This window comes from Achromobacter sp. JCM 18799 (assembly GCF_055395645.1).
The window spans coordinates 1,158,162-1,174,045 of sequence record NZ_AP043866.1 but is presented as its reverse complement, the minus strand read 5'-3'; the positions used below and the strand labels follow the sequence as shown (position 1 = coordinate 1,174,045).

Genomic DNA, 15,884 nt, shown 5'->3' with positions numbered 1-15,884 from the left:
TTCAGTCCGTCAGCACCGCGCGGCCCACGACCTTGCCGGCCCGCAGCGATGCCAGCACGCTGTCGGCTTCGGCCAGCGCGTGGCGATGCACGGGCATGGGCGGAACCTTGCCGGCCCGCACCAGCTCCATCAGTTCCTGCAGTTCGGTCAGGTTGCCGACGTAGCTGCCGATGATGGACAGAGCCTTCATGGGGATCAGCGCGATGGGCCAGGACGATGCGCCGCCGAACAGGCCCACGATGATCAGCTTGCCGCCCTTGGTCAGGAAGTCGAAGGCGAGCGAGGTGGTCGCGGGCGCGCCGACCAGGTCGATGGCCGCCTGGACAGGCTTGCCGCCGGCCGCCTTGATGATCTGCTGCGCGGCATCGGGCGCGGCGCCGTCGATGGCGGCGAGCGCGCCGGCTTTCAGCGCGGCCTGGCGCTTGGCCGGGTCGATGTCGACGACGATGGCGCCGGCGCCGCCCAGGGCCTTGATCAGCGTCAGGCTCATCAGGCCCAGGCCGCCCGCGCCGAAGATGACCACGGGATGCGAACGGTAGACGTCCGGGCCGATCTTCTTCAGCGCGGAATAGGTGGTGAGCCCCGAGCAGGCATAGGGCGCGATCTGCGCGGGATCGAGGTCGCCGATGTCGATCAGGTAGCGCGGATGCGGCACCAGGATGTGGTCGGCATAGCCGCCGGCGCGGTGCACGCCCAGGCAGGCGGGCGCGGAGCAGTGGTTCTCCATGCCGGCCAGGCACGGTGCGCACTTGCCGCAGCCGATCCAGGGATAGACGAGGTAGTTGCGGTCGGCCGAGAGTCCCTGGGCGTCGGGGCCGGCGGCGACGACGGCGCCCACGGTTTCGTGGCCCATGGTCAGCGGCAGCGACACGCCGCGGTCCTTCAGCGACAGCGTGCGGCCCTGGCCCAGGTCGTAACCGCCTTCCCACAAGTGGATATCGCTGTGGCATACGCCAGCCGCGCGGACCTTCAGCAGCACCTGCGACCCTTGCGGCGTGGGCGTGGGCTGGTTCATTTCCTGCAAGGGCTCGCGGAAGTTCACGACGCAATAGCACTTCATGGGATGTCTCCTCCTGGGTGGTTTCTACGGCCGGCCCGCGAGGCGGGCGCGGCGTGGCAAGGCTATTTCTTCACGGTCGGGCATTCACTGTCCGCCAGGGACACGAAGACCTTTTCGCCCGGCACCGTGGACAGGATGCGGTAGAAGTCGCCGGGGTACTTGGATTCGGCGGGTTTCTTCACTTCGACCAGATACAGATCCATGATGACGCGGCCGTCTTCGGGGCGCACCCGGGCATTCTTGATCAGTTTGGTGGTGATGGGCAACTCGCGCATCTTCTGGTTGACGGTCGCGCCGTCGAAGGTGCCGGCGGCCTGGGCGGCTTGCAGATAGTGCGTCGTGGCAACGTAGCTCAGCGCCTGCACGATGGACGGCGCGCGCGTCACGCCCATCTTCTTTTGCCAGCGCTGGGTCCAGGCCCGGGTGTCCTCGTCCGCGTCCCAATAGAAACCGGTCGGGAAAGTCAGCCCTTGCGCCACGGGCAGGCCCATCGCCTGGACGTCGTTGATGAAGGTCAGGAAGGTCAGCATGCGCTGCTTGCCGCCAGTCAGTCCGAACTCCTGGGCCTGCTTGATCAGGTTGACCAGATCGCCGCCGGCGCTGGCCAGGCCCACCACGTCAGCCTTGGACGATTGGGCCTGCACCAGGAACGAAGCGAAATCCAGCGCGCCCAGCGGATGCCGGGTGCTGCCCAGCACCTTGCCGCCGGCCTTCTCCACGAAGCGCGAGGCGTTGGCTTCCAGCGATTTGCCGAAGACGTAATCGGTGGTGATGAAGTACCAGGACTTGCCGCCGCTTTCGACCACGCTCTTGACCACGGCATTGGCCAGGGCATAGGTGTCGGGCGCCCATTGGGTGCTGAGATTGCTGCACTGCTTGCCGCTGAAGTCCCCGGCGAAGCCGCCGCTGATGAGGGCGGTTCCGCCTTTTTCGCGCGCCACGCCCTGCGCGGCCAACCCTGCGGAGCTGGCGCCGCCGTCCACCACGGCCACCAGGCCTTGCGTGTCGAACCAGCGGCGAACCAGGGCCGAGGCCACGTCCGCCTTGTTCTGGTTGTCGGCGCCTATGACTTCGACGGTCTTGCCGGCGGCCTTGCCGCCAAAGTCCTCGACCGCCATGCGCACGGCCATCTCGGAGCCCAGCCCGCCCAGGTCGGAATAGATGCCCGAACGGTCGTTGGACACGCCCAGGCGCACCACGTCGTTTTGGGCTTGGGCCGCGCAGGCGGCCAGCGAGGCGGCCAGCGCCGCCAACAGGGGTTTGATACGCATCTGCTTGCCTCCCGGCCCGATGAGGGCCGAATTATTGGTGTCTCGTTGGGATGCTGTGTATCTGCTTGCGGGGCGCCAGTTCTCCATCTGGCCGAAAATTATTTCACATTGGTGAAAGAAAATTCTTGTGCAAGAATTTAGGTTCGCACATATGAAAAGTCAACATAGTGAATTTCCCAAGTCGAAGCGCGGGCGCGCCGGCTGGAGGGACGCCGCGCGAGGGGTAGACGCATGGAAGTGAAGCTCGTCGCAAGAACGCTGGAACTGATCGAACTGTTTGCCCAGGAGCGGCGGCCGATGCCGCTGACCGAGCTGGCGCAGGGCCTGGGCGCGCCCATGTCCAGCTGCCTGGCATTGGTGCGCACGCTGGTGGCGCGGGGCTATCTGTACGAGGTCCGGCGGCGCGCCGGCTACTACCCCACGCCCAAGCTGCATGCCTTGTGCGGGTCGATCCAATCGGGCGATCCCTGGATGGAGCGGGTGCGTCCGCAGCTCGCGGCGCTGCGCGATGCGGCCAATGAAACGGTGATGCTGGGCAAGATCCAGGACGGCGCGGTGCTGTTCCTGGACATGGCGGAATCCACCCACCCGGTGCACTACGCGACCCGGCCCGGGGTGCGGCGGCCTTTGCACACCAGCGCCGTGGCCAAGGCCATTCTTGCGCGCCTGGGGCCGGCCGAGCGCGAGAGCATCCTGGCGGACGCCGGGTACGAACGCTATACGGATCGCACGCTGGTCACGCGCCAGGCGCTGCTGGACGAAGTGGAGCGGACGGCGGCCAGGGGCTGGGCCGAAAACGCCGGCGAAAGCGTGGCCGACCTGACCGGGCTGGCGGTGGCGCTGGACCTGGGCGGGGAATGGTACGCGCTGTGCATGGCGGGACCCACGTCGCGCGTTGCCGAGAGGCGCGCAGAGAACCTGCGCCTGTTGACCGAGACGGCGGAAGCGATCCGTCTCGGCCGGGAAGCTTAGGGCCTGTGCAGGCGGCTCAGGAACCGCGGCGCATCAGCGTGGACTTGCCGAACAGGCTTTCAATGAGGTCCACCGCCAGTTCCGCGGTCTTGTTGCGCACGTCGAAGGCAGGGTTCAGTTCCACCACGTCCAGTGACCGCATCAGGCCGGTGTCGGCGATCATTTCCATGCACAGCTGCGCCTCGCGGTAGGTGGGGCCGCCGGGGACGGTGGTGCCCACGCCGGGGGCGATTTCCGGGTCGAGGAAATCCACGTCGAAGCTCACGTGCAGATGGGTATCGGCGTCCAGCCCGGACAGGGCCGCTTCCATGGCGGCGCGCATGCCCATTTCGTCCAGGTAGCGCATGTCGAAGACTTCCAGCCCGGCCTCATGCACCAGGCGCTTTTCGCCCTGGTCCACGCTGCGGATGCCGATCTGCCGCACCCAGCCCGGCTCGATGTCGGGCGTCTGGCCGGACAGGCCCGTGATCTGCGCCGGGCCGTAGCCGCACAGGCAGGCCACCGGCATGCCGTGGATGTTGCCGGTGGGGGTGAGCGCGTTGGTATTGAAGTCGGCATGGGCGTCCAGCCACAACACGCGCAGCTTCTTGCCCGCCGTGCGGCAATGGCGCGCGACCGCGCTGATCGAGCCTATGCCCAGGCAGTGGTCGCCGCCCAGCAGGATGGGCAGGCGGCCCTGGCTCAATTCCTCATGGACGGCGTCGTGCACCGCGCGGTTCCAGGCGGCGACTTCGTCCAGGTGGCGATAGCCGTCCACCGGCGGCAGCCAGGGATTGGCGGGGCCGTAGAGGTTGCCGCGGTCGGTCACCTGAAAGCCCTGGGCCTCGATGACCGGGCCCAGATCCGCCACGCGCAGGGCTTCAGGCCCCATGGACGCGCCGCGCGCGCCGGCGCCGATGTCGGTGGGCGCGCCGATCAGGGTGATGTGGTGGGGCAGGTTGGCGGTGTTCTGCAAATCGCGGACTCCGGTAGGGGGCATTAAGTGGCGGATAATACCGCGCTCAATTGGTCGCAGGCCCAGTCGATCTGTTCGCGCGTCACGATCAGCGGCGGCGACAGGCGCAGCGTGTGGCCGTGCGTATCCTTGACCAGCATCCCTCGTGCCTGCAGGCGTTCGCACCACAGGCGCGCGCCGCCGGCGTCGGGCTCCAGTTCCACAGCCAGCATCAGGCCGCGTCCGCGCACTTCGCGCACGGGACCCGGCAGGGTGCGCAGGCGGTCCAGGAAGTAGGAACCCATGGCGGCCGCGTTTTCTATCATGCCTTCCTCGATCAGCACGCGCAGCGCGGCGCGCGCGATGGCGCAGGCCAGCGGGTTGCCGCCGAAGGTGCTGCCGTGCTGGCCGGGCTGGAACACGCCCAGCACGTCGGCGTTGGACAGCACCGCCGACACGGGGTAGAAACCGCCCGACAGCGCCTTGCCGATCAAGGTGACGTCCGCTTCGATGCCTTCATGCTCTTCTGCCAGCAGCTTGCCGGTGCGGCCCAGGCCGGTCTGGATCTCGTCCAGGATCAGCGTGATGCCGCGCTCGGTGCAGCGCTGGCGCACCCGCGCGAAATAGCCCGCAGGCGGCAGGACCACCCCGGCTTCACCCTGTATCGGTTCCACCAGGAATGCCACGGTGTTGGGCGTGATGGCGGCGTCGAAGGCCTCGTAGTCGCCGAAGGGAACAATCTTGAATCCCGGCGCGAACGGCCCATAGTGGCCATAGGCGTCGGGGTCGGTAGAGAAGCCCACGATGCCCAGCGTGCGGCCATGGAAGTTGTTGGCGCAGACGATGATCTCGGCCTGGTTCTCCGGCACGCCGCGCACTTCGTAGCCCCATTTGCGCACGGCCTTGATGGCGGTTTCCACGGCTTCCGCGCCGCTGTTCATGGGCAGGATCTTGTGCGCTCCGGTCAGGCGCGCCAGGTCTTCGTAGAACGGCGCCATCTGGTCGTGGCGGAAGGCGCGCGAGGTCAGCGTGAGCTTTTGCGCCTGCTCGGCCATGGCGGCCAGGATGGCGGGATGGCAATGCCCCTGGTTGACGGCGGAGTAGGCCGACAGGCAATCCAGGTACTTGCGGCCGTCCACGTCGTAGAGCCAGACGCCGCTGCCGCGCGCGATGACCACGTCAAGCGGATGGTAGTTGTGCGCGCCGAGCTGGTCTTCCACGCGGTCGCGGTGGCTGGCGGCGGACTGCGCGCCCGGCTGGGTGTTCAATACCGCGCTCATGAGCGTCTCCCGAGGAGGTATTGCAGCCATCTTAGCGCCGCAATCCGGTCCGCGGCATTGCCATTGCGTGACAAAGGCCATTGCCGGGCGATGCCGCGGGCTGCTGCACAATAGCGGCTGCGCGGGGCGATGCCCTGTTTTCCTACCTGGATGGTCCTCATGTTGTTGCACAAACTGCTACTGAAATTCACCCGCTGCGCGGCCACGGCCGGGTTGGCGCTGGCCTGCGCCTCCGCCGCCATGGCGCAGGACAAGCCGCTGCGCATCGGCGTGATCCCCAGCGTGGCCAATGCCGCCACCGAGATCGCCATCGCCCAGGCCCAAAAGGAAGGCCTGGAGGTCAAGCTGGTGGAATTCAACGACTGGGTGTTGCCCAACATCGCGGTCGCCGACGGTTCGGTGGACGCGAACTTCTTCCAGCATGAACCCTTCCTGGAACTCTTCAACCAGCGCCGCGGCGCTGACCTCAAGCCCATCGCCTACGGCTATTCCACCACCATTGGCCTGTTTTCCAAGAAGCTGAAGAAGGGCGACGCGATGCCCGAGGGCGCGACCATTGCGGTTCCCAACGACCCGGTCAACACCGGCCGGGCGCTGTTGTTGCTGGAATCCATCGGCCTGATCAAGCTCAAGCCCGGCGTGGCGCACCAGGCCGCGCTGGAGGACGTGGTGTCGAACCCCAAGAAGCTGAAGTTCGTGCCGATCGAAGGCTCCCAGTCCGCGCGCACCTTCGACGACGTGACCGCGTCCGTCACCTACACCACCTTCGCCAAGCAGGCCGGCTTGAACGAGAAGGACGGCCTGGCCTTTGACAACACCGATCCGGCCAATGTGCGGCGCTATGCCATCCGCTGGGTGGCCACGCCGGCCGGCGCGCAGGATCCGCGCCTGCTGAAGTTCATTTCGATCTACCAGAACTCGGCCGAAGTGAAGGCCAAGCTGCGCAGCCTTTATGGCGACCTGATCGACTTTCCCTGGTAGCGCGGCGCGGCGAGCCGAGGGGGGGCGGGCGTTGACGATTCTTGGCAGTTCGGCTCAGAGATAGCTCGTATACTGGCCCCAATTTTCCTCCCGCCCGGAGATCAGGCGCCGCCATGGCTGCTCCGCAGGGCGCGCCCTCTACTTTCGAGCCCCAAGCCATGCGTATTCCATCGCCCGACGATGCCGCCCATGCCCAGGTCCTGCCCGTCGATGACGGCCGCATCCTGGCTGCGGCCAGCGCGATCCTCGCGGCGGGGCCGCAGGCCGGTTTTTTCGATACGCTGGTCAACCGCGCGGTCGCGGACATGGGCGTGGACTACGCCTGGGTGCGGCTGCACGATGCCGGCGGCGGGACGGAGCTGATCGCCAGCGTCAGTTGCGGCGCGGGCCTGGCGGCCGATCCCGCGGGCGCGGGCGACGCCTTGCATGCGCGGCTGGCGGATCAGACCTCGCAGGCGTGTCTGCGAGACTTGCGGCAAGACCATCCCTGGCTGCTCGAGGCCGGCGTGCGGGCCTGCGTGGCGCGTACGCTCTTCGACGGGAATGGAGTCGCCTGCGGCCACATCGCCTTCCTCTTCAGGCGCGAGCTGGCCGATGCGTCAGCCCACGCCCACGCGCAAGCCATACTGGCCAGCTTCGCGCAGCACGCCGTGCTGGGCGCGGCCGCGCGCGAAAGCGAGCTGGCGCGCCAAAACGAAGTCATTGCGCAGTTCGGCGCGCTGTTCCGGTCGGCGCCGGTGCTGATCAACGCCTTCGACCAGGACGGCCGCTGCACGCTGTGGAACGACGCCTGTGTGCGGCGCTTCGGCTGGTCCGAAGCCGAGATCAAGCTGAGCTCGAACCCGTTTGCGCTGTTCTACCCCGATCCGGCGGTACGGGATCGCGCGATGGACAGCGTCGTCGCGCGGCCCGAACGCTCGTTCCGCGAATGGCAGCCGCGCACACGCGACGGCGAGCAACTGTCGGTGCTTTGGTCCAACGTCAAGTTGCCCGACGGCAAGGTCGTGAACCTGGGCATGGACATCACTGAAAGCCGGCGCGCGGAAGCCGCGCTGGAGCGCATGGCCCGGGTGGACAGCCTGACCGGCTGCTGGAACCGCGCCGAAATCCTCAAGCGCATGGAAGAACGCCTGGCCGACGGCCGCCGTGGCGCGGGCGGGCCGACCACCGCGCTGATGCTGGACCTGGATTACTTCAAGCAGGTCAACGACCGCTATGGGCACTTGGGGGGTGACGTGGCGCTGAGGCACTTCTGCGATCAACTGCGCGCCTGTCTGCGCGAGGGCGATTCGGCAGGAAGGCTGGGCGGCGAGGAATTCCTGGTGCTGCTGGCGGACGCCGACGCGGCGGTGGCGCGCGCGATCTGCGAGCGCCTGCGCGCCAGCCTGAGGCAGCATCCGGCGGATATCGACGGGGCGGTGGTGACGCTGTCGGTCAGCGGCGGCATCGCGGGCTTTCTACCTGGCGACGCCACCGCGTCGGACGTGCTGCGCCGTGCGGATTTCGCGCTATATCAGGCCAAGCGGTCGGGTAGGGATTGCGCGGTAGAGTACCGGAGCTGAGGGGCGCTCAGGCAGCCGCCTGGCCGCCCGCCGCGCGCCGGCCGTTCAGGCGCCAATGCAGGCCTAGCGCCGCGGCGGCCAGGGCGCAGGCCGCGGCCAAGCCCAGCGCTTCGAACCCCGCGTGCGTGTAGATGGTGCCGGCGATCGCGGTGCCGACGCTTGCGCCCAGGTAGGTGGTGCAGGTATTCAGCCCCAGCACCGCGCCGCGTTCTTCGGGCCGGGCGCGCGACAGCAGCAGCACCAGCAGGTTCAGGCTCAGTTGCGAGGCCGCGCCCCAGAGGGTGGCGATGGCAAGCACCGCGCTCAACGCATGCGCGGCCGGCAGCAGCCCCAGATACACCAGCGCGATCACGCCCAACGCCATCGGCAGGGCGCGGCGCGGCCCCAGCCGCTCGATCAGCGGCGCGCCAGCTACCCCGGCCAGCAGGAACCCTGCGCCGTAGGCGAAAGCGATGAAGCCTACCTGTCCCGCGGATAGCCCCAGCAGGCCGCGCACATGGTCGGCCAGGAAGGCATACACGCCATAGAAGGCCGACGAGAACGCCAGGCAGCCCAGCAGCAAAGCGGGCACGTCGCGGTAGGACAACGGCGCCAGCAGGCGCGACAGGCGCAGCGGCGCGGGATTCTCGGCGCGGCGCTCCGGCAACTGGCGCAGCCCGAGCACGGCGATGGCGGCGCAGAGCGCCAGCGTGGCGTAGGTGGCGCGCCAACCCACGGCGTCGGAGATGAGCGCGGACAGCGGCACGCCCGCCACCAGCGACACGGACCAACCCGCGATGACGCGGCCCAGGGTGCGCGCCTCCTGGCCGGGCGGCGCGATCAGCGCGGCCGATCCATAGGCCGCTGGCAGGATGACGCCCGCCGCGGCGCCTGCCAGGGCTTGCGCCAGCGTCAGCACGATCCAGTGCGGCGCGCAGGCGGACAGGACCAGCGCGGCGATCAGCACCACCATCGCGCCCAGCAGCGAGCGGCGCACGCCGATACGGTCGATGCGGGCGGCCAGGAAGAAGGCGCTGGCGGCGGTGCCCGCGCCATACGCGGAAATGGCGGTGCTGATGGTCAGCGGGGAAGTGGAAAAAGAGCGCGCCACGTCGCTCAGGATGGGGCTGAGCGCCAGACCGTTGGAGCCTACGACGCTGACGGCGAACATCAGGGCGGGGACGGACGAGGCGGGGCGGGCGCTGCGGGTGCTACGGTTCTGCATCGCGAAATTTTATTGGAATAAAATAAGGGTTAACGCTTATATTTCCTTATTCCATAAAAGTTCGAATGCCGTTCGGCAGAACCCAATTCCAATGCCTGATCTTGACGACCGCGACCGAAAGCTATTAACGCTGCTGGCCGACGATGCCTCCCCCAGCTACGCCGAACTGGGCAAAATGCTGAACCTCTCCGCCCCGGCCGTGCATGAAAGGGTCAAGCGTCTGAAGCGCGACGGCCTGATAAAAGGCATCGCCGCCAAGCTGGATGGCGCGCGCATCGGCCGGCCGCTGCTGGCCTTCGTGCACGTGGACACCAACAACTGGACCATTACGCAGCAGGTGCTGGGGCTGGCCGAGCTGACCGAGGTGGAAGAGATCCACACCATCACCGGCAAGAGCGCCATGCTGCTGAAAGTGCGCGTGCGCGACACGCAGGCGCTGGAGGCGCTGCTGGCCCGCATCCATCAGATCGACGGCATCACAAACACGACCAGCGACATTGCCCTGACCAGCTACCTGGAACGCGGCCCCTTGCCGGACAACGGCTGAGCCGCGCCGCTCAAGCCGCGCGCAGCCGCAGGCGCGTGATCTCGGAGGGCGCGCCCAGGCGCTTGGGCGGTCCCCAATAGCCCGTGCCGCGGCTGATGTAGATCCACATCTTGCCCAGGCGATGCAGGCCGGCCGTATAGGGCTGCTGGAACCGCACGAAGAAACCCCAGGGGAAGAATTGTCCGCCATGCGTATGGCCGGACAATTGCAGGGTATAGCCCAGCGGCTCGGCCGCCGCCGCGCTGCGCGGCTGGTGCGCCAGCAGTATCCGGGGCATGGCATCGGCGGGCGCGCCCGCCAGCGCCGCCTTGGGGCTGCTGCGCTGCTGCGGATCGAACGAGCCGGCGCTGTAGTCGGTGATGCCCGCCACCACCACGGGCAGGCCGGCGGGATGGATGACCACGTGTTCATTCATCAGCACGCGCAGCCCCATGCGGCGGAACTCGGCGATCCAGGGCGTGGCGCCCGAATAGTATTCATGGTTGCCGGTCACCAGATAAACCCCGTGGGTCGCGCGCAGCTGACCCAGCGGGCTGGCCTGGGCGGAAAGCTGCTCGACGCTGCCGTCGACCACATCGCCAGTGATCGCAATCATGTCCGGCAGCTGTTCATTGACGGCGTCGACGATGGCCTGCACGTAGCGCTTCTTGATGGTCGGGCCGACGTGGATGTCGCTGATCTGCACGATGGTGAAACCGTCCAGGTCGGGCGCGAGCCCGGCGATGGGCACATCCACATCGACCACGCGCGCCCGCTTGCGGGCGTTGTACAGGCCAACCAAGGTCGCGGCGAGAGCCAGTAGGGGTACGGTCCAGGCGCTGGCCCGGCGCAGCGCGGTCCAAGGCAGACCGGCGCCGATGAGCAGATCCGCCAGCCCCGCCGCCAGCAGCAGCGCGTCGCGCAGCACCGTCAGCACGAACAGGGACGAGAACAGGCCCATCGCGAACAGCCCGACCCAGGCGATGCGGTCGCCCCAGGGCGGGTGCACGGAAGAACGCCCCAGCATCCCCAGCGGAATCAGGATGCAGGACAGCAGCAAGGCAAGGATGGCGGCGGCGGAACCCGCTCCGCCCAGTTGGGCGTCGGGGATCAGGCGGGCGCCCACGTAGACGTGAGCCAGGGCGCCCAGGGTCAGGAAGCGCAGGAAGAATGAGGATTGGCGTAGGGACACGGCGACTCTGGGGCGCGCCGGGCGGAAAGCCGCGGCGCGCGTGGCAAGGGAACCGTCATTCTATGCCGCGTGCGGATTCTCCCGCACGAGCAAATCCGGCCCCATCTCCCGCACATGGTTGATGCCCAGCATCGCCATGTTGCGGTCGACCTCGGCGCGCAGCAGGCCGATTGCATGCGCTACGCCAGCTTCGCCGCCGACCGCCGCAGCGTAGTTGAAGGGTCGTCCGACGAAGACGAAGCTTGCGCCCAGCGCCAGCGCCTTGAGCACGTCGCTGCCGCGGCGCACGCCGCTATCCATCATCACGGTCATGTTGCCGGCGGCGGCGACCACGCCGGGCAGGGCGCGCAGCGGGGAGACCGCGCCGTCCAGTTGCCGGCCGCCATGGTTCGACACGATGATGCCGTCGGCGCCATGCTGCCGCGCCAGCGCCGCGTCCTGCGGGTGCAGGATGCCCTTGATGATGAGCGTGCCCGGCCACTGGCGGCGGATGCGCGCCACATGTTCCCAGCTGAGGTGGTCGCGCGCGCTGAAGTCGCGCAGCACCGACGACGACACGATCGGCGCGCCGCGCGTCGCGAAGGAGTTTTCGAAATGCGGCATGCCATGGGCCAGCAGCGTGCGCATGAACGTGCCGGCCAGCCAGCGCGGCCGCGTCAGGCCGTCCCAGGCCAGGCGCAGGCTGGGCTTGAGCGGCGTGGAGAAGCCGGTGCGCACGTTGTTTTCGCGGTTTGCCGACACGGGGATGTCCACCGTCAGCACCAGCGTTTCGTAGCCGGCGTGGCGGGCGCGTTCGACCAGCGCGTCGATGCGCTGCGGATCTCCCGGCAGATATGCCTGGAACCAGGTGCCGGGCGCTGCGCGGATGACGTCTTCCAACGGGATAAGCGAGGTGCCGCTGAGGATGGCGGGTATGCCTTGCTCACGCGCGGCACGCGCCAGCACGATGTCGCCGCGGTAGGCCGACAGCGCGCTGATGCCCATCGGGGCAATGCCGAAGGGCGAGGCATAGCGGCGGCCAAAGAGCTCGGTTTGCTGCGTGCGGCGCGACACGTCCACCAGCACGCGCGGGGAAAACGCGTACTGCGCAAAGGCGTTGCGGTTGCCGCGCAGGGACTGGTTGTCTTCGGCCGCGCCCGCGACATAGCCGAAGATCGGCCGCGGCAGGCGGCGTTTCGCGGCCGCCTCGAAGTCGTCCAGCGACAGCATGCGCGCCAGCGCGCGCGGCAAGGGGCGGTCGGCCGAGGCGGCGCGGGGACTGGCGGTGGTCGAGAGCAGGGATGTCATGGCGGGCCGGCAAAAGCCCGTAATCTAGCAACGCCGATTCATCGCATAAAGCGAATAAAACCAGACATCCAATTTCGATTTAAGCGAAGAGCTGCCCGGAAACTACGCGGGCAGCGCCATCAGTTCGCCCATGCGCACCGGACCCAGCACGGAGGGCGTATCCGCCCAGCGGATCTGGTTGGGGCCGAACAGCACGATAGCGGTGGAGCCCAGCTTGAAGCGGCCCATTTCCGCGCCTTTGGCCAGATGGATCGGGGCCCGCGCCGCGTCATCGTAGCGGGTGGCTTTGACACGCCGCTTGTGCGGCGTGACCAGGCCGGCCCACACCGTCTCGATGGAGGCGACGATCATCGCGCCCACCAGCACCACCGCCATCGGGCCGTGCTCGGTGTCGAAGATGCACACCACGCGCTCGTTGCGCGCGAACAGGCGCGGCACGTTGCGGGCGGTCAGCGGATTGACTGAGAACAGGCGGCCGGGCACGTGGACCATTTCGCGCAGGGTGCCTGCGACCGGCATGTGCACGCGGTGGTAATCCTTGGGCGACAGATAGATGGTGGCGAATTCGCCGCCCTGGAACGGGGCTGCGCGCTCGGTGTCGCCGCCCAGCAGGTCGGCCAGGCCGTAGCTGTGGCCCTTGGCCTGGAAGATCCGGCCATGTTCGATCGCGCCCATCTGGCTGATGGCGCCGTCGGCGGGACACACCACCGAGCCCGGCTCGTCGTCCAGCGGCCGCGCGTCTTCCTTCAATGCCCGCGTGAAGAAGTCGTTGAAGCAATCGTAGGCCAGCGGGTCTTCCTGCAGCGCTTCGCGCATGTCCACGCCATAGCGGCGGACGAAGCGCGAGATCATCCAGTTCTTGACCGCGGGTTCCCGGCAGTCGGATGCGTACCCGAAGAGCCGCGACACCAGATGGTGAGGGGCGAGATACTGGCTGGCGAGGAATAGTTGGTCTTTGATCGGCATCTAGGAGCGCTGAGAAATTACCCCGCGGCCGGCCGCGGCATGGGCCGGCCCGCAGTGGGCCCGCCTTCAAGCCCGGGACTGGCCGCGTCAAAAAACGTCGTCCCGCGTTGCAGCGGGACGACGTGGTGATGAGCAGAGGGGTGAATTCTACCGCTTTCAGGCGCACTTCAGGCATATGAATGCGTGCCTGCGACGCCAGGCGCAAGCGCGCGGCATTGCAGGCACGCCAGCCCCTACAGCTCCAGCACGATGCGCTTGCCCTGGGCGCGGGAGCAGCAGGCCATCATGCGGTTGCCGGCCTCGCGCTCGGCGCGGGTCAGCACCACGTCGCGGTGATCGACCGCGCCGCCCAGCACGCGCACCTCGCAGGAGCCGCACAGTCCTTCCTCGCAGTCGCTCTGCACGTCGATATTGGCGCCGCGCAGCGCGCTCAGCAGTGTCTGGTCGGCAGGCACCTGCACGACGATGCCGGAGTCCTTCAACTCGGCCTCGAAGGCATGTTCCTTGGACGGGTCCAGCGTGGCGAGCGTGGAATGGAAGTGCTCCACGCGCAGACTGTCCTCGGGCCAGGCGGCGCAGGCGACCTGCAGGGCATCCAGCATGCGCTCCGGACCGCAGGCGTAGATCTGGACGCCGGCCTCGGGGCGGGACAGCAGGGCGCCGAAGTCGTTGCGGCTGCCTTCGTCGCTGACGTGCAGATGCAGGCGCGCGCCGTGCAGTTGCTGCAGTTCGTCCAGCATGGCCATGCTGGCGCGCGAGCGGCCGCTGTAGTGCAGTTCGTAATCCTGGCCCAGTTCGCGCGCGCGGCGCGCCATGGCGCTGATGGGCGTGATGCCTATGCCGCCGGCGATGAGGATCAGGCGTTTGGCGCTTTCGTCCATGCGGAAATGGTTGCGCGGGCCGCGTGCGCGGACGATGCTGCCCGCGCGCAGGTGCTGGTGGATCCAGGCGGAACCGCCGCGGCCCGCGGTTTCCTTGAGCACGGCGATCTCCAGCGCATGCGCGGCGGCCGGATCGCCGCAGAGCGAATATTGGCGCGACAGGCCGGTGTCGCCGCATTCGAGGTCGATGTGCGAGCCGGGCGTCCAGCGCGGCAGCGGCTTGCCATCGGGCGATTCGAGCCGGATGCGCGCGATGCCGTCGGCCGCGGCCGTGACCTCGGTCACGACCAGCTTGCGGCTGATGGCGTGGGTGGAAGGCTCGCCGATGCGAACCGGCTGCACCTGATCCAGCAGGGCGGCGTCGCGGCGCTCGGGGTTGTCGGCCGGATTCCATTCCACCCACAGATGCTCCGGGCCGCGGAACGAGGTGTTCGGCACGTAGGTGAACTGCTGTTCGGCCAGGCGCATGTGCGGCAGGCGGCGCGTCAGCTCTTCCAGGAAGATCTGCATCTCCATGCGCGCCAGGTTCTTGCCCATGCATTGGTGCGCGCCATAGCCGAAGGTCAGCTGGTCGCTGGCGTTGTCGCGGCGGATGTCGAAGAAATCGGCGTCGGCGAAATGGCGCTCGTCGTGGTTGGCCGACGACGACACGATCAGGAGTTTGGCGCCCGCGGGAATCGCCACGCCGGCGATCTCGGTGTCGCGCGTGGCCAGGCGACGCCAGGCCGCGACCGAGCCGTTGTGGCGCAGGCATTCCTCGACCGCGTTGGGCAGCAGGCCGGGGTCCTCGCATAGTTCGCGCCAGGCGTCGGGGTGCTGCAGCAGCAGCTTGATGGCGTTGGCCGAGGCGTTGGCGGTGGTCTCATGCGCCGCGACGATGCCCGCCATCATCATCGAGTGCAGGTAGGAGTCGGTGACGACCTCGGGGTGGTCCTTCTGCTTGCGGATGCCGTACTGCATCCAGCCCGGGGCGTCGGGATCCTGGCGCATCTTGTCCAGGATCTTGCCGGCCAACTGCCAGAAGTTCCCCACCGCATGCGCCACTTCCACCTGTTCTTCCGGCTTGGGCCGGCCCCAGGTGTTGACGGTGTGCGCGATGGAGTACTTGCGCAGCAGATCCATGTCTTCCTCGGGTACGCCCAGGAAGTGCAGGGCAACCGTCAAGGGCACTTCCCACAGCATCTGGTCGACCAGGTCGGCGCGGCCGTCGTCGATGAAGCGGTCCACGTATTCGCGCGTCAGGCGCCGCACCATGGGTTCGTGGTGCTTGAGCTCGTCCGGCGTGAACGGGTCCATCAGCACGCGGCGGCGCGGCATGTGGGCCGGCTCGTCCTCGTTGACCAGGGTGCGGTTCATCGCGTAGCCGTAGCTGGCCAGCACGGCGTTGGCCCCGGGGCCGGTGGGCGTGATCTTTTCCAGCGCGATCGAGGGGCTGTAGGTGTGGTTGTCGCGGAACACGGCCTTGATGTCGTCGTAGCGGGTGACCACCCAATAGCCCAGTTTGGGGCTGTAGAACACGGGTTCCTGTTCGCGCGCCCAGCGCACGTACTCGGGCGGATCCTGCTGATAGCCGTCGCCAAAAGGATCGAATTCCGCGGCGCGAGGGCTGACCGGACAGGCCTGGGCGCGCGCCAGCGCGGCGTGGTCTATCGGACAGCCGCCAGTATTGGCGGGCGCGGTGGTTGCAGGGGTGGTTGGGTGGCCCATGTCGTCGCTCCGGATTACAATTGCGTAAATCATATACGCATTGCGTAATTATTCAATTGGG

The 15,884-nt window shown here is 67.9% G+C and carries 13 protein-coding genes; 4 read left to right on the top strand and 9 right to left on the bottom strand.

Annotation, left to right across the window (positions count from 1 at the left end; translation table 11 throughout):
• Nucleotide 1: 1 nt before the first annotated feature.
• Both ACZ5YA_RS05605 and ACZ5YA_RS05600 read right to left on the bottom strand, forming a co-directional pair.
• Complete coding sequence (locus ACZ5YA_RS05605) at nt 2-1,060, bottom strand: alcohol dehydrogenase (protein ID WP_464092180.1); 1,059 nt, start codon at nt 1,058-1,060, stop codon at nt 2-4.
• 62 nt (nt 1,061-1,122) lie between these two features.
• Nucleotides 1,123-2,331, bottom strand: coding sequence for an ABC transporter substrate-binding protein (locus ACZ5YA_RS05600; protein WP_464092179.1), 1,209 nt, complete (start codon nt 2,329-2,331; stop codon nt 1,123-1,125).
• 231 nt (nt 2,332-2,562) lie between these two features.
• On the opposite strand from ACZ5YA_RS05600, the gene ACZ5YA_RS05595 reads away from it, so the two are divergent.
• Complete coding sequence (locus ACZ5YA_RS05595) at nt 2,563-3,303, top strand: IclR family transcriptional regulator (protein WP_118932459.1); 741 nt, start codon at nt 2,563-2,565, stop codon at nt 3,301-3,303.
• Nucleotides 3,304-3,319: 16 nt separating this feature from the next.
• Here the strand turns inward: ACZ5YA_RS05595 and rocF are convergent, their stop codons facing one another.
• Nucleotides 3,320-4,282 carry an arginase gene (rocF, locus tag ACZ5YA_RS05590; protein ID WP_464092178.1) on the bottom strand — a complete coding sequence of 321 codons (963 nt, stop codon included), beginning with the start codon at nt 4,280-4,282 and terminating at the stop codon, nt 3,320-3,322.
• Nucleotides 4,282-5,517, bottom strand: coding sequence for an ornithine--oxo-acid transaminase (rocD, locus tag ACZ5YA_RS05585; protein ID WP_059375934.1), 1,236 nt, complete (start codon nt 5,515-5,517; stop codon nt 4,282-4,284). Before rocD ends, rocF begins: the two co-directional genes overlap by 1 nt.
• Nucleotides 5,518-5,676: 159 nt before the next feature.
• Here rocD and ACZ5YA_RS05580 point away from each other — a divergent pair, with 159 nt between their 5' ends.
• Together ACZ5YA_RS05580 and ACZ5YA_RS05575 are read left to right on the top strand one after the other, a co-directional pair.
• Nucleotides 5,677-6,498: a MetQ/NlpA family ABC transporter substrate-binding protein gene (locus ACZ5YA_RS05580; RefSeq protein ID WP_059375936.1), complete on the top strand. Its 822-nt coding sequence runs from the start codon at nt 5,677-5,679 to the stop codon at nt 6,496-6,498.
• A 113-nt stretch (nt 6,499-6,611) separates the two neighbouring features.
• Entirely contained in the window at nt 6,612-8,060 is a 1,449-nt protein-coding gene (locus tag ACZ5YA_RS05575; protein WP_464092177.1) for a sensor domain-containing diguanylate cyclase, read from the top strand.
• A 7-nt stretch (nt 8,061-8,067) separates the two neighbouring features.
• Here ACZ5YA_RS05575 and ACZ5YA_RS05570 read toward each other — a convergent pair whose 3' ends face one another.
• Entirely contained in the window at nt 8,068-9,264 is a 1,197-nt protein-coding gene (locus ACZ5YA_RS05570) for an MFS transporter (protein WP_464092176.1), read from the bottom strand.
• A gap of 91 nt (nt 9,265-9,355) precedes the next feature.
• Here ACZ5YA_RS05570 and ACZ5YA_RS05565 point away from each other — a divergent pair, with 91 nt between their 5' ends.
• Nucleotides 9,356-9,811 carry an Lrp/AsnC family transcriptional regulator gene (locus ACZ5YA_RS05565; protein ID WP_054454198.1) on the top strand — a complete coding sequence of 152 codons (456 nt, stop codon included), beginning with the start codon at nt 9,356-9,358 and terminating at the stop codon, nt 9,809-9,811.
• A gap of 10 nt (nt 9,812-9,821) precedes the next feature.
• Here the strand turns inward: ACZ5YA_RS05565 and ACZ5YA_RS05560 are convergent, their stop codons facing one another.
• The 4 genes from ACZ5YA_RS05560 to ACZ5YA_RS05545 all read right to left on the bottom strand — a co-directional run bounded on the left by ACZ5YA_RS05560 (nt 9,822) and on the right by ACZ5YA_RS05545 (nt 15,823).
• Nucleotides 9,822-10,982, bottom strand: coding sequence for a metallophosphoesterase (locus ACZ5YA_RS05560; protein WP_118932456.1), 1,161 nt, complete (start codon nt 10,980-10,982; stop codon nt 9,822-9,824).
• A 60-nt stretch (nt 10,983-11,042) separates the two neighbouring features.
• The gene (locus tag ACZ5YA_RS05555) at nt 11,043-12,269 is read right to left on the bottom strand and encodes an alpha-hydroxy acid oxidase (RefSeq protein ID WP_059375943.1); all 1,227 of its coding nucleotides are present in this window, start codon (nt 12,267-12,269) and stop codon (nt 11,043-11,045) included.
• Nucleotides 12,270-12,371: 102 nt separating this feature from the next.
• Entirely contained in the window at nt 12,372-13,235 is an 864-nt protein-coding gene (asd, locus tag ACZ5YA_RS05550) for an archaetidylserine decarboxylase (RefSeq protein ID WP_059375944.1), read from the bottom strand.
• A gap of 233 nt (nt 13,236-13,468) precedes the next feature.
• Nucleotides 13,469-15,823 carry a cytochrome P450 gene (locus ACZ5YA_RS05545; protein ID WP_464092175.1) on the bottom strand — a complete coding sequence of 785 codons (2,355 nt, stop codon included), beginning with the start codon at nt 15,821-15,823 and terminating at the stop codon, nt 13,469-13,471.
• Nucleotides 15,824-15,884 lie beyond the last annotated feature (61 nt).